The organism is Paraburkholderia bonniea (genome assembly GCF_009455625.1).
In the GTDB taxonomy this organism is placed as follows: domain Bacteria; phylum Pseudomonadota; class Gammaproteobacteria; order Burkholderiales; family Burkholderiaceae; genus Paraburkholderia; species Paraburkholderia bonniea.
In genome coordinates this window covers 2,977,414-2,997,212 of sequence record NZ_QPEQ01000001.1, presented here as the reverse complement: position 1 = coordinate 2,997,212, position 19,799 = coordinate 2,977,414, and the positions used below count along the sequence as shown (strand labels likewise).

At 59.4% G+C, this 19,799-nt stretch carries 16 protein-coding genes; 8 read left to right on the top strand and 8 right to left on the bottom strand.

All coding sequences use genetic code 11. The features are described 5' to 3' along the window. Positions 1 to 7 precede the first annotated feature (7 nt). From cyoE to GH656_RS13185, 3 genes are all read left to right on the top strand, one after another. A complete protein-coding gene (cyoE, locus tag GH656_RS13195) occupies positions 8 to 913 on the top strand; it encodes a heme o synthase (RefSeq protein ID WP_153076355.1) in 906 nt (301 codons plus the stop codon). A 4-nt stretch (positions 914 to 917) separates the two neighbouring features. Beyond that, on the top strand, positions 918 to 1,535 hold the full coding sequence (locus GH656_RS13190; RefSeq protein ID WP_153076354.1) for an SCO family protein: 618 nt from the start codon (positions 918 to 920) through the stop codon (positions 1,533 to 1,535). Between the two features lie 289 nt (positions 1,536 to 1,824). Then, positions 1,825 to 2,637, top strand: coding sequence for a MetQ/NlpA family ABC transporter substrate-binding protein (locus GH656_RS13185; RefSeq protein ID WP_153076353.1), 813 nt, complete (start codon positions 1,825 to 1,827; stop codon positions 2,635 to 2,637). A 111-nt stretch (positions 2,638 to 2,748) separates the two neighbouring features. Here the strand turns inward: GH656_RS13185 and GH656_RS13180 are convergent, their stop codons facing one another. Then, positions 2,749 to 3,693, bottom strand: coding sequence for a bifunctional helix-turn-helix transcriptional regulator/GNAT family N-acetyltransferase (locus GH656_RS13180; protein ID WP_153076352.1), 945 nt, complete (start codon positions 3,691 to 3,693; stop codon positions 2,749 to 2,751). A 620-nt stretch (positions 3,694 to 4,313) separates the two neighbouring features. On the opposite strand from GH656_RS13180, the gene nagA reads away from it, so the two are divergent. The 4 genes from nagA to nagE all read left to right on the top strand — a co-directional run bounded on the left by nagA (position 4,314) and on the right by nagE (position 10,899). Further along, positions 4,314 to 5,420: an N-acetylglucosamine-6-phosphate deacetylase gene (gene nagA, locus GH656_RS13175; protein ID WP_153076351.1), complete on the top strand. Its 1,107-nt coding sequence runs from the start codon at positions 4,314 to 4,316 to the stop codon at positions 5,418 to 5,420. Continuing rightward, on the top strand, positions 5,410 to 6,417 hold the full coding sequence (locus tag GH656_RS13170) for an SIS domain-containing protein (RefSeq protein WP_153076678.1): 1,008 nt from the start codon (positions 5,410 to 5,412) through the stop codon (positions 6,415 to 6,417). Before nagA ends, GH656_RS13170 begins: the two co-directional genes overlap by 11 nt. 39 nt (positions 6,418 to 6,456) lie before the next feature. Then, the gene (gene ptsP, locus GH656_RS13165) at positions 6,457 to 9,033 is read left to right on the top strand and encodes a phosphoenolpyruvate--protein phosphotransferase (protein ID WP_174769753.1); all 2,577 of its coding nucleotides are present in this window, start codon (positions 6,457 to 6,459) and stop codon (positions 9,031 to 9,033) included. A 90-nt stretch (positions 9,034 to 9,123) separates the two neighbouring features. Then, positions 9,124 to 10,899: an N-acetylglucosamine-specific PTS transporter subunit IIBC gene (gene nagE / locus GH656_RS13160; RefSeq protein WP_153076349.1), complete on the top strand. Its 1,776-nt coding sequence runs from the start codon at positions 9,124 to 9,126 to the stop codon at positions 10,897 to 10,899. A gap of 140 nt (positions 10,900 to 11,039) precedes the next feature. Here the strand turns inward: nagE and cydX are convergent, their stop codons facing one another. The 5 genes from cydX to rpoH all read right to left on the bottom strand — a co-directional run bounded on the left by cydX (position 11,040) and on the right by rpoH (position 15,441). Beyond that, complete coding sequence (gene cydX / locus GH656_RS13155; RefSeq protein WP_153076348.1) at positions 11,040 to 11,177, bottom strand: cytochrome bd-I oxidase subunit CydX; 138 nt, start codon at positions 11,175 to 11,177, stop codon at positions 11,040 to 11,042. A gap of 56 nt (positions 11,178 to 11,233) precedes the next feature. Then, complete coding sequence (gene cydB, locus GH656_RS13150; RefSeq protein ID WP_153076347.1) at positions 11,234 to 12,370, bottom strand: cytochrome d ubiquinol oxidase subunit II; 1,137 nt, start codon at positions 12,368 to 12,370, stop codon at positions 11,234 to 11,236. 34 nt (positions 12,371 to 12,404) lie between these two features. After that, entirely contained in the window at positions 12,405 to 13,994 is a 1,590-nt protein-coding gene (locus tag GH656_RS13145) for a cytochrome ubiquinol oxidase subunit I (protein WP_153076346.1), read from the bottom strand. Then, complete coding sequence (gene cydP, locus GH656_RS13140; protein WP_153076345.1) at positions 13,984 to 14,241, bottom strand: cytochrome oxidase putative small subunit CydP; 258 nt, start codon at positions 14,239 to 14,241, stop codon at positions 13,984 to 13,986. Before cydP ends, GH656_RS13145 begins: the two co-directional genes overlap by 11 nt. Before the next feature lie 264 nt (positions 14,242 to 14,505). Further along, positions 14,506 to 15,441, bottom strand: a complete 936-nt coding sequence (gene rpoH, locus GH656_RS13135) for an RNA polymerase sigma factor RpoH (protein ID WP_153076344.1) — start codon at positions 15,439 to 15,441, stop codon at positions 14,506 to 14,508. Positions 15,442 to 15,879: 438 nt separating this feature from the next. On the opposite strand from rpoH, the gene GH656_RS13130 reads away from it, so the two are divergent. After that, entirely contained in the window at positions 15,880 to 16,263 is a 384-nt protein-coding gene (locus tag GH656_RS13130; RefSeq protein WP_153076343.1) for a nuclear transport factor 2 family protein, read from the top strand. A gap of 165 nt (positions 16,264 to 16,428) precedes the next feature. On the opposite strand, the gene leuA is transcribed toward GH656_RS13130, so the two are convergent. Continuing rightward, positions 16,429 to 18,102 (bottom strand): 2-isopropylmalate synthase, encoded by a 1,674-nt coding sequence (gene leuA / locus GH656_RS13125; protein WP_153076342.1) that lies wholly within the window; start codon positions 18,100 to 18,102, stop codon positions 16,429 to 16,431. A gap of 505 nt (positions 18,103 to 18,607) precedes the next feature. Continuing rightward, positions 18,608 to 19,591, bottom strand: coding sequence for a DNA-binding protein YbiB (gene ybiB, locus GH656_RS13120; protein ID WP_246184266.1), 984 nt, complete (start codon positions 19,589 to 19,591; stop codon positions 18,608 to 18,610). Between the last annotated feature and the right edge of the window lie 208 nt (positions 19,592 to 19,799).

The following is a 19,799-nucleotide window of genomic DNA, read 5'->3' as shown; positions in this document are numbered from 1 at the left end:
CCCCCTCATGGAAAGCACAACTCTTCCTCACACTCCCGGCAACCGGATCTCCCAGTACTTTGCCCTGACCAAGCCGCGTGTTACGCAGCTGGCGGTGTTTTGTGCCGTGATCGGCATGTTCCTTTCCACGCCTGGCATGGTGCCGTGGACGGTTCTGATTGGCGGCACAGTCGGCATCTGGCTGCTGGCGGGTGCAGCGTTTGCGATCAACTGTCTCGTCGAACAAAAAATTGACGCGCTGATGCGTCGCACCGCATGGCGTCCGTCAGCGCGTGGCGAGATTACACAGGGGCAGATTCTGCTGTTTTCGGCGGTGCTCGGTGGCCTCGGCATGTGGGCGCTCTATACCTTCACCAATGCGCTGACCATGTGGCTGACCTTTGCCACTTTTGTCGGTTATGCGGTTATCTACACTCTGCTGCTGAAGCCCGCCACGCCGCAAAATATCGTGATTGGCGGTGCCGCTGGCGCGATGCCGCCTGCTCTGGGCTGGGCGGCAGTGACTGGCGCGGTGCCTGGCGATGCATGGATTCTCGTGCTCATTATTTTTGTCTGGACGCCGCCGCATTTCTGGGCGCTAGCGCTGTATCGCCGCAAGGACTATGAGAATGCGGGCTTGCCCATGCTGCCGAACACCCATGGCGAGCAATACACCCGGCTGCATATTCTTTTGTATTCGGTGATCTTGTTTGTGGTCACGATGATGCCGTTTATTTCCGGCATGAGTGGCTTTGTCTACCTGACGTCAGCAGTACTGCTCGGAGCGATTTTTCTCGGCTATGCATGGAAAATTTATCGCGCTTACTCCGACGAACTAGCCCGTAAAACCTTCCGTTATTCGATCGTGTATTTGTCGTTGTTGTTTACGGCGTTACTGGTCGACCACTATGCACGCGTTGTGATTGGCGCTTAACACTATGCTCATGTTCCGTTTTGCCCGTGCCGCACGGGTTGCGCTGATGGCCTGTGCGCTGGGCGGCGCGCTTCTTGTGGCCGGTTGCGATAAAGACGCTCCCGCGTTCAAGAACGTCGACATCACTGGCAACAAGCAATTCGGCACCGATTTTTCGCTGCCGGACAGCAATGGCAAGATGCGCACGCTGGCTGATTTCAAGGGGCAGGTGGTCGTGCTGTTTTTCGGCTATACGCACTGCCCTGATGTTTGCCCGACCACGCTGGCCGAGCTCTCGCAAGCGTTACAGGAGCTTGGGCCGGAAGCGGCGAAACGGGTTCAGGTGCTGTTCGTCACAGTAGACCCTGCGCGTGATACCCCAGCATTGATGGGGCAATACACCAGCGCATTTAATCCGTCGTTTATCGGCTTGCGTCCAGCGGATGAAGCGCAGCTTGCCAAAATCACCAAGGATTTTCGCGTGTATTACGCCAAAGTCCCAGGACAGACGCCCGACAACTACACGATGGACCACACTGCGGCTAGCTATGTGTTCGACCCAGAAGGCAGGCTGCGGTTGTTTGCCCGTGATGGCCAGGGGCCCGCGCTTTGGGTACACGATCTCAAATTGCTGCTCGGTTAATTCACCGGCTTACTCATCCGTTAATCATCCGTCGAGCCAGAATCAAAACCAGTAGCCGCGCATCGCGTCTGTAACTGCCCGGCCAGCTCAGTTCGCACCGTGCGCTGCCACTCGCCGTACAAATGCCTTCAACTGCAAGTCCTATGTCTGCTGTTGCGCATACCAATATGAGATAGCGGTATTTCACTTCCTGTGACGTGTATGAGAGCATTCGCGCTCTTGCTACGCGGCTTAAGCGATGCTGCGGGCTTCCATCTCAATCTGGTACTGAGCAAAAAGCGAGAATCACATGCAGCGTAGAACTATCCTGAAAGCCTTTTCCACAGCGCTGGCCGCTGCGGCATTCGTTACCAGCGCAGGTGCGCACGCGGACGATAAAGTCATCAAGGTCGGCACGATTGGTGGCCCGGATGCGCAGATCTGGGCGGTGGTGCAGAAAGTAGCGCAGCGTGAAGGCTTGAACGTCAAGGTCATCGAGTTCAACGACTATGTGCAGCCCAACGCAGCGCTTGAAGCGGGTGACCTGAATGCCAACAGCTTTCAGCATCAGCCCTACCTGGACAGCCAGGTGCGCCAGCGTGGTTATAAGCTCGTGACGGCTGGGTTGACCTATATCTCGCCGATTGGCGTCTATTCGAAAAAATTCAAATCAGTGAAAGACCTGCCGCAACACGCGAAGGTCGCGGTGCCAAACGATCCGTCGAATGAGAACCGTGCGTTGCTGCTGCTTCAGGCTCAGGGCGTGATCCAGCTAAAACCAGGTGCGGGCACGAACGGCAATAATGCGACTCCGCTGGATATTGCCGCCAACCCAAAGCAGATCAAGCTGATTGAGCTGGATGCGGCGCAATTGCCGCGCGCGTTGTCAGACGTCGATGCGGCGGTGGTGAATACCAATTTCGCGCTGGCCGGTGGGCTTGATCCAACGAAAGACGCCATCGCACTCGAAGATATCCGTAGTCCGTATGCCAACCTGATCGCGGTGCGTGCCCAGGACAAGGACAAGCCGTGGGTGAAGAAGCTGGTTGCGGCTTATCAGTCAGAAGAGGTGCGTCAGTTCATCAAGGCGGAGTTCAAAGGCTCAATGATCCCTTCGTTCTAGTCGCGGTTGCTGGCAGTTGATGTGCGCTTAAGCGCGTCAACGTGGAATGCAGAATGTGAAAACGCCTTGGGCTAACCCCCCAAGGCGTTTTTTTATGCCGAAGTCAAACGCTCACAACTGGCGTACCCATTCGACCTTGTTGGTGCAGCGGGCATCGCTGGCCGCATCTGTGTGTTCAGCGAAGGGTGAGGTTGCGGTAGCGACGAAGCCTGAGCGCGCGCAAAGCCGTTTCGCGTTGATCTGTGACGGCAGCGTGGTGAGCTGGAGCGACTGGTAGCCCGCATTCAGCGCAAAACTGGCGCAGGCCTCGAGCAACTGGGCACCAATGCCTGAGCGCTGCATGTCTGGTTCAACATAAAACAGCCGGATTGCCGCCGTGGAGGGTGAGTCTGCGACAACGGCTGCCGAGCCAACGATGGTATTGAGCTGCGTGGCGATCAGGCAGGTTTCACGTGATGGCTCGTGGCGTCGCGTGATGTCGGCGACGACTTGCGCCAGTTGGCTTTCGAAGTGTTGCGGACAGTCATGGCTAGCCGCGAACAGTTGCACCTGACGATGCACGATCCAGCCCAGATCGCCGGGCTGTGGCGTTCGTATGGTGACCTCGCTGCGTGACAACTGATTATCGAGCAGGCGTTCGATCATTTTCATCGAACCGAGCAACTGGCTGCGTGAGGTGGGGGCGAGACGCGCGAGCAGCGCGGATACTTCATTGATAGCCGCCGCCTCTAGTGGCTCGTAAGCGGCTCGTCCGTCGTCGGTGAGCGCTAGCAGTGACTGGCGGGCATCGGTGCTGGAAGGACGCCGCGTAATCAAGCCGCGATGTTCGAAGCTGGTAAGCAGGCGGCTCAGATAGCCACTGTCGAGTCCAAGATTGCGCGTGAGACCCGAGGCGGTTTCCGCCCGGCCGCAGGCCAGTTCACGTAAAACACGCACCTCGGTTAGCGAAAACGGGCTTTTTTGCAGGCGCTCATGCAGCACGCCGATGTGCTGCGTATAGAAGCGATTGAAATGACGAACTGCTTCTGCTTGCTCTAATGAAATAGGTGGGTTCAACGCGAAGTCTCCGTAAAATCTCTTATCGTTAAGGCGGGCTATGTTAGGTCGCGCTGCATATAAGAACCCATCTCAAAGTGGTATGCAACCACGTGGCATTTCAATAATATTCGTTCCGCATAGCCAATCCGCATCAAACATCGGTTAATTTCGCACTAAATAGCGTAAATGTCGTCGAGTTCGGGTAAATCCTGGGCGAAGAAATTTTCTGTAAAAATCATCAAAAATCGTGGAATCACATAGCAGTAAAGGCTAGTACGGCTATTTTGGCACTTGGTTGGTGAGCGTAAAATTGGTACTAATCTGGTTATATAATGGGCTCAATTTTGGCCGGAACGGTCTGATTTGATCGCTGTCTACACCCCGTGCCGAGCATGCGGGCTCTGCCACACGACGGATTGTCCTGCACCTTGATACCCCATCGCATCACCTGCAACATCACGGCACCATGGCGGCCTTCTTCGGGCGCACCAGGCTTTAACCCGTGATGCAGCCAGCACGGCTGGCTTCGTTGTGATTCAGCCTGGTGGCTGGCTGCATCAGGCGAGCTGCCTGAATGGAGCGGCTGCCGCGCGCCGTGCTCTAGTTCGATATCGCCTTGCGCATCACCAGAGAAACTCATGCTGACTGGAAACATACTGACTACCGATGGCTGGATTCACGGCACGCTCGAATACGAAAACGGCCGCATCACTTCATTGACTGGCGCACCTGTTGATCCCTCGAGTAATGACGCGCCGTATATCTTGCCTGGCTTCATTGATCTGCATGTGCATGGCGGTGGCGGCGCTGACGTGATGGATGCCGGCGATGCGATTCAAACCATCACCCGCACGCACGCGCGCCATGGCACGACAAGCCTGCTGGCCACCACCATGACCGCGCCGCGCGACGAACTGATGAGCGTCGTTGCCAGCCTGGGTGATGTCGCACGCATCCGGACACCGGGCGGCGCTCGTGTCCTTGGCGTGCATCTCGAAGGCCCGTACATCAATCCCGGCAAGCTGGGGGCGCAGCCCGATGCTGCGGTGACAGCGGTGCTCGATGAAGTACTGAAGTATTTGTCGATCGCGCCGATCCGCGTGGTGACGCTTGCGCCCGAGATCGCCGGTCATATGGACATCATCTCGGAGATGGCGGCGCGTGGCGTGCGTGTGCAACTCGGCCATTCGCTTGGCACCTATGACGACGCGGTTGCCGCGCTCAAGCACGGTGCCTGTGGCTTTACCCATCTGTTCAACGCGATGTCGCCGCTGCATCACCGGAATCCCGGGATGGTTGGCGCGGCACTGGCTCACGCTGAATTCGCGGAAATCATTCCTGACCTGCTGCACGTGCATCCAGGCGCGATTCGCGCGGCGTTGCGGGCGATTCCACGTCTATATGTGGTGACGGATAGCACCTCCGCTACTGGCATGCCTGATGGCGAATACCGTCTCGGCAGCCAGCGCGTGACCAAGTGCCTGGGCGGGGTGCGTCTTGCCGACGGCACGCTCGCTGGCAGCACGCTGACGATGGATCAGGCGTTACGCAACCTGGTTTCGTTGGGCCTGCCAATAGCCGATGTTTCCAACCGCCTCTCGCGCTATGCCGCTGACTATCTCGGGATCGAAGACCGGGGCCGCATTGCGCGGGGGGCATGGGCCGACTGCGCGGTGTTTGATCGTGAGCTGGCCTTGATTGCAACCTATGTCGAAGGAGAAGCAATTGTCAAAGATGCTGAATGAAGCGCTGGCGTGCCCTAGTGTCGTGGCGGCCCAACTGGCGGATATGTCGCGGGTCGTGGCGCTGGCTCGCAAGCTGTCGGAGCAGCCGCGCCATGTCGCGCTGACCGTTGCTCGTGGCAGCTCCGACCACGCCGCGAGTTATTTCGCCAGCCTGACCATGAGCCGCACGGGCGTGCCGGTCGCGTCGTTGCCGATGTCCGTCGCCACGTTGCAGCAAGCGCCATTGCGCGTATCAGGCCAGCTAGCGCTGGCCTTTTCGCAATCGGGCAAGAGCCCGGATCTGATTGGCACGATGAGCGCGTTGCGCGCCGCAGGTGCTTTGAGTGTCGCGGCTGTCAATGCGCCTGATTCGCCATTAGCCGATGCCTGCGAATGGCATTTGCCGCTACTGGCCGGGCCTGAGCTCAGCGTCGCCGCGACCAAGAGTTACATCGCCATGCTGTCGATTTCTGCGCAATTGGTGGCGCACTGGCAAAGCGATGAAGTTTTGCTGAGCGCCCTGCAAACGCTACCCGAGGCGTTGCACCGGGCGGGTGCGCTGGACTGGACCCGGGCTATCGACGCGCTGCGTGGCGTTGAGCGGATGATCGTGATTGGCCGGGGGTTGGGGCTCGCCATTGCCCAGGAAGCTGCGCTCAAGTTCAAGGAAACCTCGGGCATCCAGGCCGAAGCGTTTTCGAGCGCCGAAGTGCGGCATGGTCCGATGGAACTGATCGACCAGGATTACCCGCTGCTGGTGTTCGCGCCACGTGGCCCGGAACAGCCAGGCCTGATCCAGCTTGCGCGCGATATGCAGGCGCGCGGCGCTCGCGTGCTGCTGGCCGCGCCTGGCGATGTGCCGGAAGCCACGTTGCCGCTGGTTGAAACAGCCCATCCCGCGCTGGACCCGATCGCCGCGATTTTGCCTTTCTATGTGATGGCAGCTGGTTTGGCTGCCGCTCGCGGACGTAATCCTGATGCCCCCCGTCACTTGAATAAAGTCACCGAAACCCACTAAGCGAGATAGCAAATGCGCCGTGCTGAGGAGTCCAGCTTGATGAGTCAATCCCAGGAACAGATTGTGTTGCTCGCGCCGTTGAGCGGCGTGGCCGTGCCGCTTGCCAGCGTGCCGGACCCGGTGTTCGCCGGTGGCATGTTTGGTGATGGCATCGCTATTGATCCGCTTGAGGGCAAGCTGGTCGCGCCCTGTAACGGCACCGTGATGCATCTTGCGCGGACCGGGCACGCGCTGACGCTTTTGACTGACGGTGGTGCAGAAATCTTGCTGCACATCGGTATCGACACGGTGGAGTTGAAGGGCCAGGGTTTTACGCCGAAAGTTGAGCAGGGCGCGAAGGTGCGTGGCGGCGAGGTTCTAATCGAATTCGATCAGGATTACGTGGCGTGTCATGCGCCCAGTCTTGTGTCGGTGATTGCCGTGGCTAATTCGGATGCGTTCGAAGTGATTGAGCGGACCCGCCAGGGTGTGTTGCACGCGGGACAAACGCCATTGCTGGTACTGCGCGCGCGTGGCGCTGCATCAGCGCCGGGTGAAGCCGCGGCTGCTAGCGCTGAGACCATGTCGCAGGAGATGGCCGACGTGGTGCGCCAGTTGATTACGCTGACCCACGCCGGAGGGCTGCACGCTCGGCCCGCCGCACGGGCGCGTGAAGCGGTGCGAGGGTTTGACGCGCGCGTGCAGGTGCATTTTGACGGGCGTCATGCACCGATCGAAAGCGTCGTAGGCCTGCTGAGTCTGGGCGCTGGCGAGGGCGCGTCTATCGAGCTCGTCGGCAGCGGCCGGCAAGCGGCGGTAGCGGTGGCGGCTATTGCCCATGAGCTGCAACGTGAAGCGCACGGCGAAACCGAAGAAAAGCCAGCACGGCAAGCGATGCCAGCGGCACCTTCCGCGCCAGCGACGGGCGAGCCTCTGCCACCGAACACGCTGGCTGGCGTATGCGCTGCGCCTGGCGTCGCGGTTGGCACGCTGGTGCGCTGGGACGATGCTGATCTGGATCCTCCCGAACAAGCCACTGGCACCTCTGCAGCCGAAAGCCGTTTGCTCGACAAGGCATTGGCGACAGTCGATGCTGAGCTGAATACAACGGTGCGCGATGCGTCGCAGCGTGGTGCGGTCGGTGAGGCGGGGATTTTCGCGGTGCACCGGGTGTTGCTTGAAGATCCAACTTTGCTGGATGCCGCGCGCGATCTGATTAGTCTCGGCAAAAGCGCGGGCTTTGCGTGGCGTGATGCGATCCGCGCGCAGATCGCCGTGCTGGCGAAAATCGAAGATACGTTGCTGGCCGAACGCGCCGCTGATCTGCGCGATATCGAAAAGCGGGTGTTGCGCGCACTGGGTTATTCGAATGCCGCCGCTCGCGTGTTGCCCGACGAAGCGGTGCTGGCCGCCGACGAATTTACGCCGTCCGATTTGTCCTCACTGGATCGTTCACGCGTGACAGCGTTGCTGATGGCGCGTGGCGGGGCGACCTCGCACGCGGCGATCATCGCGCGTCAGGCGGGTATTCCGGCGCTGGTGGCGATGGGTGACGCGTTGCATGCGATCCCGGAGGGCACCCAGGTGGTGGTTGATGCGACCAGCGGACGCCTTGAGCATGCGCCAACCGCGCCTGATATCGAACGCGCGCGGCTTGAGCGCAAGCGCTTGGCGAATGTGCGCGAGCTCAACCGGCGCACCTCGCAACAGGCGGCCACCACGGCCGATGGCCGGGCCATCGAGGTCGCCGCGAATATCGCTACGCTCGAAGATGCGCAAATCGCGCTCGATAACGGCGCAGATTCCGTGGGCCTTTTGCGGACCGAATTGCTGTTTATTCATCGCCAGTCGGCACCTAGCGCTTCTGAACATCATCAGAGTTATCAGGCGATTGTCGACGCGCTGCAGGGGCGCACCGCCATCATCCGCACGCTGGATGTCGGTGCGGACAAGGAAGTCGATTATCTGACGTTGCCGCCTGAACCTAATCCGGCGCTTGGCCTGCGCGGCATTCGCCTCGCGCAGGTGTGTCCTGATCTGCTGGATGACCAGTTGCGTGGCCTGCTGGCCGTGCAACCGGTGGGCCGGGTGCGTATTTTGCTGCCGATGGTGACGGATGCTGGTGAGTTGAAGCGTTTGCGGCAGCGGATCAATGAGCTGGCGCGTGAAGCCGGCCGAACCGAGTCGATTGAAATCGGCGTGATGATCGAAGTGCCGTCGGCTGCATTGCTGGCGGATCAACTGGCGCAGTACGCCGATTTCCTTTCGATTGGCACCAACGATCTGACGCAGTACACGCTGGCGATGGACCGTTGCCAGCCCGATCTGGCCGCGCAGGCCGACGGCTTGCATCCGGCAGTGCTGCGGCTGGTCGACGCGACCGTCAAGGGCGCGCAAAAGCATGGCAAATGGGTTGGTGTGTGCGGTGCGCTGGCGGGAGATCCGCTGGCCGCGCCCTTGCTGATCGGGCTCGGCGTGACCGAGTTGTCGGTGGACCCTGTCTCGGTGCCAGGCATCAAGGCGCGGGTCCGCAAGCTGGATTACCCACTGTGCCGCCAGCGTGCCCAGGATGTGCTGGCGCTCGAATCGGCACAGGCAGTAAGAGCCGTGAGCCGCGAGACCTGGCCGCTCGACTGAGCGCATTCAGGTCATATAACAGTGGCCACATCAGGACGTCAGGCAGTGCTATCGCTTGAATGATTTAACCGACGACAAGGAGTGGAGACTATGGATGGGAACCCGTTTCTGAAGATACAGCGCCTCGGCCGCGCGCTCATGCTGCCGATTGCGGTGCTGCCGGTTGCCGGGCTGTTGCTGCGGCTCGGCCAGCCCGATGTATTCAACATCAAGATGATTGCCGATGCGGGCGGGGCGATCTTCGACAATCTGCCGTTGCTATTTGCCATTGGCGTGGCCGTGGGTTTTGCGAAAGACAACAACGGCGTCGCGGCGCTGGCGGGGGCGATTGGTTACCTGATCGAAGTCGCGGTGATGAAAGACATCAACGACAAGCTCAATATGGGCGTGCTGTCGGGGATCATCGCCGGGGTGGTGGCGGGCCTGCTTTATAACCGCTTCAAGGACATCAAACTTCCGGACTACCTGGCGTTTTTCGGCGGCAAACGGTTTGTGCCGATTATTACCGGGCTAGTTTGCGTCGGGCTGGGGATTATCTTCGGCTATGCCTGGCAGCCAGTGCAGGCCGCGATCGACATCGCCGGGCACTGGCTGACCACAGCAGGTGCGATCGGCACCTTCGTGTTTGGCTTGCTCAACCGCTTGCTGCTGGTGACGGGCTTGCACCACATTCTTAATTCGCTTGCGTGGTTCGTATTCGGCAGCTTCACGCCGCCGGGTGGCGCAACCGTGACGGGCGACCTGCACCGCTTCTTCGCGGGCGATCCGAGTGCGGGCGGCTTTATGACGGGCTTCTTCCCGATCATGATGTTTGGCCTGCCAGCGGCTTGTCTTGCGATGTTTCATGAGGCACCTAAAGAGCGTCGCGCGGTAGTGGGCGGCCTGCTATTTTCGATGGCGCTGACGTCGTTCCTGACCGGCGTGACGGAGCCGATTGAATTCACCTTCATGTTCCTCGCACCTGTGCTGTACGTGATCCATTCGGTGCTAACCGGGCTGGCGCTGGCGATTTGTTCGGCGCTGGGGATTCACCTCGGTTTTACCTTTTCGGCCGGTGCGATTGATTACATCCTGAACTACGGTTTATCGACCAAAGGCTGGGAAGCGATTCCAATTGGCATCATCTATGCGCTGGTCTATTACGTGCTGTTCCGCTTTTTCATTCGCAAGTTCAACATGGCAACGCCAGGGCGCGAGCCAGCGGCAGCTGAGGCTCAAGCTGATTCGTTTTCTACGGGCGGTTATGTCGCACCGACTGCGGGGACGGCTGTGCCGCGTGCCGAACGGTATCTTGCGGCGCTCGGTGGCGCGGCAAACCTGACGCTGGTGGATGCTTGCACGACGCGTCTGCGTTTGTCGGTGGTCGATGCAGAAAAAGTATCCGAGGCTGACTTGAAGACCATTGGAGCGCGTGGCGTGCTCAAGCGTGGCTCGACTAACGTGCAGGTCATCATCGGGCCGGAAGCCGACATCATTGCGGATGAAATCCGGAACACGATAGCCCAGGGCGGTGCGTCAGTGGCGGCGCACGCGGCTGCGGCGCAGCCTGTGGCGGATGCGGCGGCACCGGTGGCAGCACCGGCGGCGGGGCCACAAGGTCGGCTTGATCCTGATCCCGCACGCTGGCTGGCGGTTTTTGGCGGCGCGACTAATGTCGCTGAACTGGCGGCTGTCGCAGCGACCCGTTTGCGCGTGGTGGTGCGCGATCCCTCCGCGGTAGATCGTCAACGCCTGGCCACGCTTGACGTTGCGTGGGTGGGGCCTGATACGTTCCATATCGTTGCTGGCGAAGCCGCGCCACGCTACGCGCGGCAACTGGCTGAGCGTTTGCCAGCGGGTGGTGATGCCGCGTCGCAGCGGGTCTGAGATGAAAGCGATGACGTAATGTGATGCGTGGCTTGAGCTGCGCATCACGGCAGACGTAGACGTAAAAACGCCCGACGGTTTCCTTAACCGTCGGGCGTTGTTTTTGCTGCTCGTGTTTCAGGCCGCAGCGGCGTGCGGCGTTAAACGTTGTCGGTTGCGTTGTCTGCGGTTGCGTCAGACGTCACCTTCGCCACGCCGCGCGACTCAAGCCACATGACGTTGATGATGCCAAACGCCAGTGCCACACCAATGCCGAGAATCCAGCTGAAATACCACATTGCTTTACCCTTTAAATCTGTTTGCGATACCGCCCGCGCGAGGCGGGCGACGCGGATTAATACATCGAGTGCGTGTTTTTCTCGACGGCTTCAGCGGTGACCTTGCCGCGCATCACGCGGTAGACCCAGCCCGTGTAGAGCAAGATCAGCGGCAGGAAAATGACTACGGCGACCAACATGATCTGGAGCGTCATGCGGCTTGAGGTCGAATCCCACACCGTCAGGCTGCTACGGCCATCAAGCGACGACGGCATGATGAACGGAAACATCGAAAAACCAGCCGTCAGAATCACACCGGTCACCATCAGCGAGGTGGACAGAAACGCGCCTCTCTCAAAGCGCGAACGCGCGAGCAGCAGCGCCAGCACACCGCCGGTGATGCCAGCGAGCGGTGCCGCGATCATCCACGGATACGTCGCGTAATTCGCCAGCCACAGGCCCGGCGCACCGGATACTGTTTTGAGCAGCGGATTAGCCGGGGAGTCGAGCGGCATCGAGTCGATGATTTGATATCCGCCGATGACCGTTGCAATCAGCAGACCCGCCAGCACGAAGAGCACGACTGCCGCTAGCGAAGCAAGACGCAACGCGCTTGATGCCCGCTGCGCCACGATTCCATCTGCTTTCATCTTGACGAAGGCCGCGCCGTGCGCCGCCAGCATGGCCACGCTGACGAGGCCGCACAACAGCGCAAACGGGTTGAGCAAGCCGAAGAAGCCACCGTAATACGTCACCCGCAAGTCATGATCGAACGAGAACGGCACGCCTTGCAGCAGGTTGCCGAACGCGACGCCAATCACCAGCGCAGGCACAAAACCGCCGATAAACAGGCCCCAGTCCCACGCTGTGCGCCAACGCGGATCACTGCGCTTGTTGCGGTAGTCAAAGCCGACCGGGCGGAAAAACAGCGAGAACAGCACCAGCATCATCGCAAAGTAAAACCCCGAAAACGACGCGGCGTACACCAGCGGCCAGGCAGCGAACATCGCACCGCCAGCCGTGACGAACCAGACCTGGTTGCCCTCCCATGTCGCGCCAACCGTGTTGATGACAATGCGGCGCTCGTTATCCGTTTTGCCGATGAACGGCAGCAAAATAGCGGCGCCCATATCGAAGCCATCGGTGAGCGCAAAGCCAATCAGCAGTACGCCGATCAAAACCCACCAGATCAGTTTGAGGGTTGCGTAATCCATAGTGATCTTTCCCGTAAAAGAGCGTGGTGGCGAATCATGCAGGGGTGCTGTCAGGCAGCGACTTTTCTGCTTTTTGTTCGTGGTAGTAGCGGCCGGTATGCAGCGATGACGGGCCGAGACGCGCGTACTTGAACATCAACATGATTTCGATGATGAATAGCGCCGTGTAAAACACCACGAAACCTGCGAGGCTCAGATACAGATCGCTTGGCTTGAGGCTTGAGGCCGACAGCGAGGTCGGCAAGATGCCGGCGATGGTCCACGGCTGGCGGCCCATTTCTGCCACGATCCAGCCGAATTCAGCTGCCAGCCAGGGCAGCGGAATGGCCCACACGGTCCAGCGCAGAAACCATCGGCGGTTGTCCTGCAGCAGTGAGCGCCGGGCACAAAACCAGAACGCCAGGATAAACGTGAGCAAAAACAGAATGCCCAGACCAACCATCATCCGGAACGAGAAAAACACTGGTGCGACGCGCGGGATGGTTTTCTTCGCGGCGAGCGCTATCTGTTCTGGCGTGGCATCGGTGACAGCCTGGGTGAACTGCTTGAGCATCAGCCCGTAGCCGAGGTCTTGCTTGTGCGCATCGAAGATCGCGCGGGTTTCATCGCTTGCGTTACCGGCTTTCAGTTTTTGCAGGGCACCGTAAGCAAGCATCCCATTCTTGATGCGGACTTCGTTTTGCGCCATCAGGTCTTTCAGACCGACCACGGGCTCATCAAACGAGCGCGTGGCGATGATGCCGAGCGCGTAGGGGATCCGAATCGCGTAATCGGTGCGCTCTTCTTTCTGATTCGGAATGCCGAATAGCGTGAAAGGTGCGGGCGCTGGCATGGTTTCCCATTCAGATTCGATGGCGGCCAGCTTGACCTTTTGCACTTCGCCGGTGTGATAGCCGGACTCGTCGCCCAGTACGATGACGCACAGCGTCGACGCCAAACCAAAGCCCGCCGCGATGGCAAACGAGCGCAGCGCGAATTCGATGTCACGCCGTTTCAGCAGATACCACGACGACACGCCCAGCACGAACATTGACGCGGTGACATAGCCTGCCGACACGGTGTGGACGAATTTCACCTGGGCGACGGGGTTGAACAGCACGGCGAAGATGCTGGTGAGCTCCATGCGCATGGTCTCGTAGTTGAATTCGGCACCGACCGGATTATTCATCCAGCCGTTGGCGACCAGAATCCACAGCGCGGAGAGGTTGGAGCCGAGCGCGACGAGGAAGGTGACGATCAAATGCTTTACTTTCGACAGGCGGTTCCAGCCAAAGAAGAACAGCCCGACGAAAGTCGATTCGAGGAAGAAAGCCATCAGCCCTTCGACGGCGAGCGGCACGCCGAAAATATCGCCCACGTAGTGCGAGTAGTACGACCAGTTCGTGCCGAACTGGAATTCGAGCGTCAGACCTGTGGTCACGCCCATGGCGAAGTTGATACCGAACAACTTGCCCCAGAACTGGGTCATGTCCTTGTAAATTTGCTTGCCGGTCATGACATATACCGACTCCATGATGACAAGCAACCAGGACAGGCCGAGCGTTAGCGGCACAAACAGAAAGTGGTAGAGCGCCGTAATGGCGAACTGAAGGCGCGAAAGGTCTACGACTTCGCTAGCGTGCATGTGGATCACCTTGGGACGGTTGCGGCGCAGGCACGGATAACAATGCTTGTGCGACTTGAGCAGGAGGCAGGGACATATGCTTGGCCTGCGGATGATTGAAAAATGCGTATTTGAGCGTCATGAGCAAAACAAACTTGACGACAAGGACGATAGCGATATCTCGCGTGAGGGTCGGGCCGCGCACCCAGGCTGCGAGACGGGTTCGCAGCGATAAAGGAGGGGGCTTGCGATTAAGCGTGATGGTCATGACTGGTCAGTTCACTCACCTTGAATAATTCGATTGAGCCGGACTAAGTGCGGTAACGGATTCTAGGAGGAGAGCGCACTGGCGCGCGAGCCTTGGCGCTGCGGCATAGCGTCGCTAAAGTGCCAAGCGCAAAAGTATCGCAAGCATTTTCGGGATAAGCAAGGAGCCGCACGGCTGGGTGGGGGCGGGGAAATAAAAAAACCCGTTCTCGCAAGAGAACGGGTTTGCCGTGACAACGTGCCGCAGTAACGATAAAGCGATGCGTTACGCGTATTGATTTAATGCGCCACGCATTTTTTTCATTGCGCTGGCTTCGATCTGGCGAATCCGCTCTGCGGATACGCCGAATTCGTCGGCCAGTTCATGCAGTGTTGAACCACCTGAGCCGTCGTCTTCGACTTGCAGCCAGCGTGCTTCGATGATGCGGCGGCTGCGTGCGTCGAGCGTGCCTAGTGCGTTGGAGATGCCGTCGCTTTGCAGCTTGTCGCGTTGACGGGCTGCCAGCACTGCGGTGGGCTCGTTATGTGAATCCGCCAGATAAGCGATTGGCGCAAATGCTTCCTCACCGTCGTTCACCTGACCTTCCAGCGCAATGTCACCACCGGAGAGCCGGGTTTCCATCTCGGAGACTTCTTCGTGCTTAACGTTCAGCTCTTTGGCCAGATTAGCGATCTCATCGGGCGTGAACGCTTGAAAGCCTTGCTTGTGGCTGCGCAAATTAAAGAACAGTTTGCGTTGCGCCTTGGTGGTGGCGACTTTGACCATGCGCCAGTTGCGCAGGATGTACTCGTGAATTTCTGCCTTGATCCAGTGCATCGCGTACGACACAAGGCGCACGTTTTGCGTGGGGTCGAAGCGCTTCACGGCTTTCATCAGGCCGATATTGCCTTCCTGGATCAGGTCGGCATGCGGCAGGCCATAACCGAGGTAATTGCGCGCGATCGACACCACCAGCCGCAAATGCGACAACACCAGGCGGCGGGCGGACTCAAGGTTTTCCTGCTCACGGAATTCAGTGGCGAACTGGCGTTCTTCAGCCAGAGTCAGCATGGGGATGCGGTTCACGGCCTGGATATAGGCGTCGATATTGCCTAGCTGGCCGGTCAGCAAGGAAACTTGTGCGAGTGTCAGTGAACCTGCCGAAGCGGACTTAGCCGACGACGGGCTCAGAATATTCGGAAGGGTCATGGCGTTGCTCACGGATAAAGCTCCTTTTAGATCAAACAAAAAAGAAGCCGGTTGCGACGGCTTCGTGATGAATATTAGCACTCAGGTTTATTGAGTGCTAATACCTTAGAGCGGCTGACGTGACTCAAGTTCCGATTTTCGCTATTAAATTTCATTTCCGATAGCATTTTACAGATTTGATCCAAAAGCCGCATATGGCCAGGTTCATCTACCTCATCTTGCCTGCCCCTGTTTTGCCAGAATGCGGCACGAAGCTGTGTCGCTAGCCTCGGAGACAGCCTGCATGACCTGCACTGAGTCACATCCTGAGGATGGATAGTTCCACTCTGTAGCGAACGCTGTATCAAAGCGTTAAATATTGATATAAATTTCAGCAGCACGATCCGGTGTGGTTTCCTGCGACAGTATGTCGCACGGGCATGGCCCGTCGACGTAATAAGGGGCTGAACGATGGTGACGCAGATGATCGACATGATTCGCAGTCTGGAGCGCGAGCGTTATCGCGCGATGATCGACGGTGATGGTTTGCTGCTGGACACATTGCTTTCAGATAACGTCAGCTACATCCATACGAACGGCAAGCGCGAGACCAAGCAGCAGTTCATCGATGCGATTACGTCGGGGCGCAGACGTTACCGGCAGATCGAGATTCAGTCGCAAGAGGTGCTGCCGGCCGGAGCGCAGACTTGCATCGTGACGGGCCGCGCGCTGATCGAAATGGAAGCCAGCAATGGCGTGCTGCTGTATCCCGTTGCCTACACCGGGCTTCAGGTCCAGGAAGGCGGCCAGTGGCGGCTGATGGCCTGGCAGGCGACTCGTTGCGCAACTGAATGAGCTGAGCACTTGTGCCTCATTGCCCTCATCGGCCTGGCCGCCAGCAACTCGCCGCCGGGCCGATGAGGGCTTTGTTACCAATGCTTTGTTATCAATAAAGGCTTCGCCGCCAGCTTTCTGCCGAGGCTGTTGATCGCGCTGGCGTTGAGTGTGTTGAGTGCGCTTTCACGCTGCCGCTTTCTGCGCGGCGACAGGCCACAGCGTGCTTGCCACTGCCCGGTTGATCCCGCTGACCAGTGCGTCAAGCACCGCATCTGCTTCGTCGCTACCAATCCCCACGCCAAAGCACGGTGCCTGGCCGCCGATACGGCAACCAGCGAAAACCGCAACCTGGCCATTAGCGGTATGCAGCATTTCATACGACGTTATTTCGACCGGCTGTCCGGCAAACGGCTGGAGCGCCTGGCTAATCGCGTGCGCTTGCGTTTCCGGCATGCTGGCACCGGCGGCCGCGCTGACATTCGGCACTGGAATGTCCCGGCTATTCCAGTGCAGGCCCTTGCCGCTAGCGCGCTGCAGCGGGCCTGCCACATCGAAGTATTCACGAGCGAAAAGCGCACAGATTGCAGCGCCGGTCATTTCCTCGCCAGATTCATCAGTCACGGCCTGCACCGCATGACTAAATTCAATTTGCACCCGGCGTGGCGGCGTAAAGCCCATGCCGCGCTCCAGCAAATAGGTTGAACCACCCTTGCCAGACTGGCTATTGACGCGAATCACGGCATCGTAATTGCGCCCGATATCAGCGGGGTCGATGGGCAGATAAGGCACTTCCCAAAAAGCGCCGGGCTGTTGCTGGGCAAACCCTTTGCGAATCGCGTCCTGGTGCGAGCCGGAAAACGCTGTATGGACCAGATCCCCCGCATACGGATGGCGTGGGTGCACCGGAATCTGGTTGCAGCGTTCCACCACGCGGCGCACGGCGTCGATTTCCGAGAAGTCGAGGCCGGGGTCGATTCCCTGGGTGTACAGGTTCAACGCGAGTGTCACGAGATCGACGTTGCCGGTGCGCTCGCCGTTGCCGAACAAGCATCCTTCGATCCGGTCTGCCCCCGCCAGCAATGCCAGTTCGGCAGCAGCCACGGCCGTGCCCCGGTCGTTGTGCGGATGCACGGACAGCACGATGCTGTCCCGATAACCAAGATTGCGGTCCATCCACTCGATCTGATCGGCGTAGACGTTCGGCATGGCGGCTTCGACAGTCGCGGGCAGATTGAGAATCATCTTGTGCTGGCGCGTCGGGCGCCAGGTTTGCGCTACTGCGTCGCACACCTCGCGGGCGAAGGCCAGCTCGGTCATGCTGAAGGTTTCCGGCGAATACTGATAAATCCAGTGAGTTTCTGGCTGGGCGTCGGCGTATTGCCGGATCAGGCGAGTGCCTTCCACGGCCAGTGCCTTGACTTCTTCTTTCGGCTGGTTGAACACGATCTTGCGAAATGACGGGCACAGCGCGCTGTACAGATGCACGATGGCGCGTGGCACGCCTTGCAGGGCTTCGAAGGTGCGAGCGATCAGGGCCTCGCGCGATTGCACGAGTACTTCGATGGTGACGTCGTCCGGAATGCGTTTTTCTTCAATCAGCGTGCGCACGAAATCAAAGTCTGTCTGCGATGCGGAGGGAAACCCGACTTCGATTTCCTTGAAGCCGATTTGCACCAGCATGTCGAAAAATTCCAGCTTCTGGGCGATGCTCATGGGCTCGATCAACGATTGGTTGCCATCGCGTAAATCGGTGCTCATCCAGATGGGAGCTTGCTGGACGGTACGGCTGGGCCATTTTCGGCCGCTCAACTGAGGGGCGGCAAAGGGACGGTATTTGTTTTCAGGATTGCGCAACATGGTGAGCCTCGTTCGTTAGATCGGTGGTGCCGGAGGGGGCGAGCAATAGACGGCTAGTGGGCTGATGGCTGGCGGAAAACCCGTCAGCCGGGCGCTAGAGGAACTAGCGAACGGGCGCGCAAAAGTGTCAGAGCGATAGTGACGCCGGCAGCAATCGTGAAGGGTGTCCATGCAACGTGCATATTTGACTTTGGCAGTCGGCCCCGCAGTTAAAACAGACGACCGCGAGTGGCCAGGTTGTAAAGATAACGACAGAAAAAGGGGGTGAAACGGGAGGTGCTGCTTTGATGACCGCCCGGTGGAGTCGAAGCTGGAAGCTGACAGACCGGGGGACGCTACGCCTGACTTACGCTAGACGTAGCGGTAGTAGCTGCGCTAGGCAGCTAGAGGTAATTCGGAGGGGGTGCTGAAGAAAATGCATCTGCGCAATGTATGCCAGCGTCAGGTTGCGTGTCAACTCTCGCCGTTGCAGTTTTATCGAGATTGGGGTAGCGGCGCTCAGGCGCTAGCCCGGGTTGCGGGCGATTTTGCGCACGACTTCGATTTGCCGCGTAATCGAATCCGGCACGGGCATGGTTCCGGCGATGACCTGAGCGATCCATGAGGCGGTGGTTGCGGCATCAAGCGTTGACGGCAACGCGGCGGCTGACGTGCCCGGTGACGGTGGCGTTGAGCGCTGTGCTTCTATCAGGGTGTCGCAGACGCCATCGTGCAACCAGTCGACTTGCACCTGACGCCGGGTATCCGCGACCGCCTCGCCTTCTGTGCCACGGGCGAGCAGTACGCCGCCCGCTGCCGCTTCCGGGTGGGCGCAAAAAAGCTGGGTCAGGCTGTCACGGTAAGGAGGATGGGTGTAGTTCACGAGCCGCCGCCCAGCGGGCGCGAACGGCTGCAGCAATTTGACCAGCGTATGGGTTGAATTGCGCACGCCCATGCGTTGTCGGAGCGCCAGCAGTCGCGCCATGCTGGGGGCCAGAATTTCGATGGGCGCAAAGGCGATGCGTTGCGCGGTGAGCCCGGCTTCGATCTCCTCGTGTGTGCATGCGGGATTCAGACCTAGCTGGCTGAAAATTTCTGCACTGGTTACGCGGCCAGGGTCTTGGATGACGCCGTGAACCAGCACGGGGATACCTTCACGAGCCAGCAAAAGTGCGAGTAGCGGCACCAGATTGGGTTGTTTGCGTGCGCCGTTGTAGCTGGGAATCGACACCGGGGCATAGACGCCCGATGGCCATGCAACCGGGGCAAACGACTCATGCGCGGCAGCCAGCATCGCGGCGAGCTCGTCGGCGCTTTCGCCTTTGATGCGATAGGCCAGCAGCACGGCACCAAGCTCAAGCTCGGCGACGCGGCCTTCGAGCATTGCGCGGTAAAGCGCGTGGGTGTCTTCGGTTGACAGGGCTCGCGCGCCATGAATGCCGCGACCGATCTCCTTGATAAAGCGGGCGCACGGAAAAGACGTCGCAGCGGTCGTGGCGAGTTGTGTCATGAGATAGGGGCAGAGTGGGGGACATCTGGGGCGTGCAATCCAGCAGGCACGGTGTGATATCGGGATGAAATAACGTATTTGCAGCGATCTGGCAAGGCTGCTGACTGCGGCGAAGGGGGCCGGGTGACCTGCCATCTGGCCAGTAGCTGGGCGTGATGGCCACGGTTACACTCGGCGTTTTGCTGCTCCAGGGGCGGCTCGGGCAGCT

What these genes read in the sequence shown, in the direction of transcription:
- cyoE (WP_153076355.1), top strand. Translation starts at nt 8, where the DNA reads ATGGAAAGCACAACTCTTCCTCACACTCCCGGCAACCGGATCTCCCAG.
- GH656_RS13190 (WP_153076354.1), top strand. Translation starts at nt 918, where the DNA reads ATGCTCATGTTCCGTTTTGCCCGTGCCGCACGGGTTGCGCTGATGGCC.
- GH656_RS13185 (WP_153076353.1), top strand. Translation starts at nt 1,825, where the DNA reads ATGCAGCGTAGAACTATCCTGAAAGCCTTTTCCACAGCGCTGGCCGCT.
- nagA (WP_153076351.1), top strand. Translation starts at nt 4,314, where the DNA reads ATGCTGACTGGAAACATACTGACTACCGATGGCTGGATTCACGGCACG.
- GH656_RS13170 (WP_153076678.1), top strand. Translation starts at nt 5,410, where the DNA reads ATGCTGAATGAAGCGCTGGCGTGCCCTAGTGTCGTGGCGGCCCAACTG.
- ptsP (WP_174769753.1), top strand. Translation starts at nt 6,457, where the DNA reads ATGAGTCAATCCCAGGAACAGATTGTGTTGCTCGCGCCGTTGAGCGGC.
- nagE (WP_153076349.1), top strand. Translation starts at nt 9,124, where the DNA reads ATGGATGGGAACCCGTTTCTGAAGATACAGCGCCTCGGCCGCGCGCTC.
- cydX (WP_153076348.1), bottom strand. Translation starts at nt 11,177, where the DNA reads ATGTGGTATTTCAGCTGGATTCTCGGCATTGGTGTGGCACTGGCGTTT.
- cydB (WP_153076347.1), bottom strand. Translation starts at nt 12,370, where the DNA reads ATGGATTACGCAACCCTCAAACTGATCTGGTGGGTTTTGATCGGCGTA.
- GH656_RS13145 (WP_153076346.1), bottom strand. Translation starts at nt 13,994, where the DNA reads ATGCACGCTAGCGAAGTCGTAGACCTTTCGCGCCTTCAGTTCGCCATT.
- cydP (WP_153076345.1), bottom strand. Translation starts at nt 14,241, where the DNA reads ATGACCATCACGCTTAATCGCAAGCCCCCTCCTTTATCGCTGCGAACC.
- GH656_RS13130 (WP_153076343.1), top strand. Translation starts at nt 15,880, where the DNA reads ATGGTGACGCAGATGATCGACATGATTCGCAGTCTGGAGCGCGAGCGT.
- leuA (WP_153076342.1), bottom strand. Translation starts at nt 18,102, where the DNA reads ATGTTGCGCAATCCTGAAAACAAATACCGTCCCTTTGCCGCCCCTCAG.
- ybiB (WP_246184266.1), bottom strand. Translation starts at nt 19,591, where the DNA reads ATGACACAACTCGCCACGACCGCTGCGACGTCTTTTCCGTGCGCCCGC.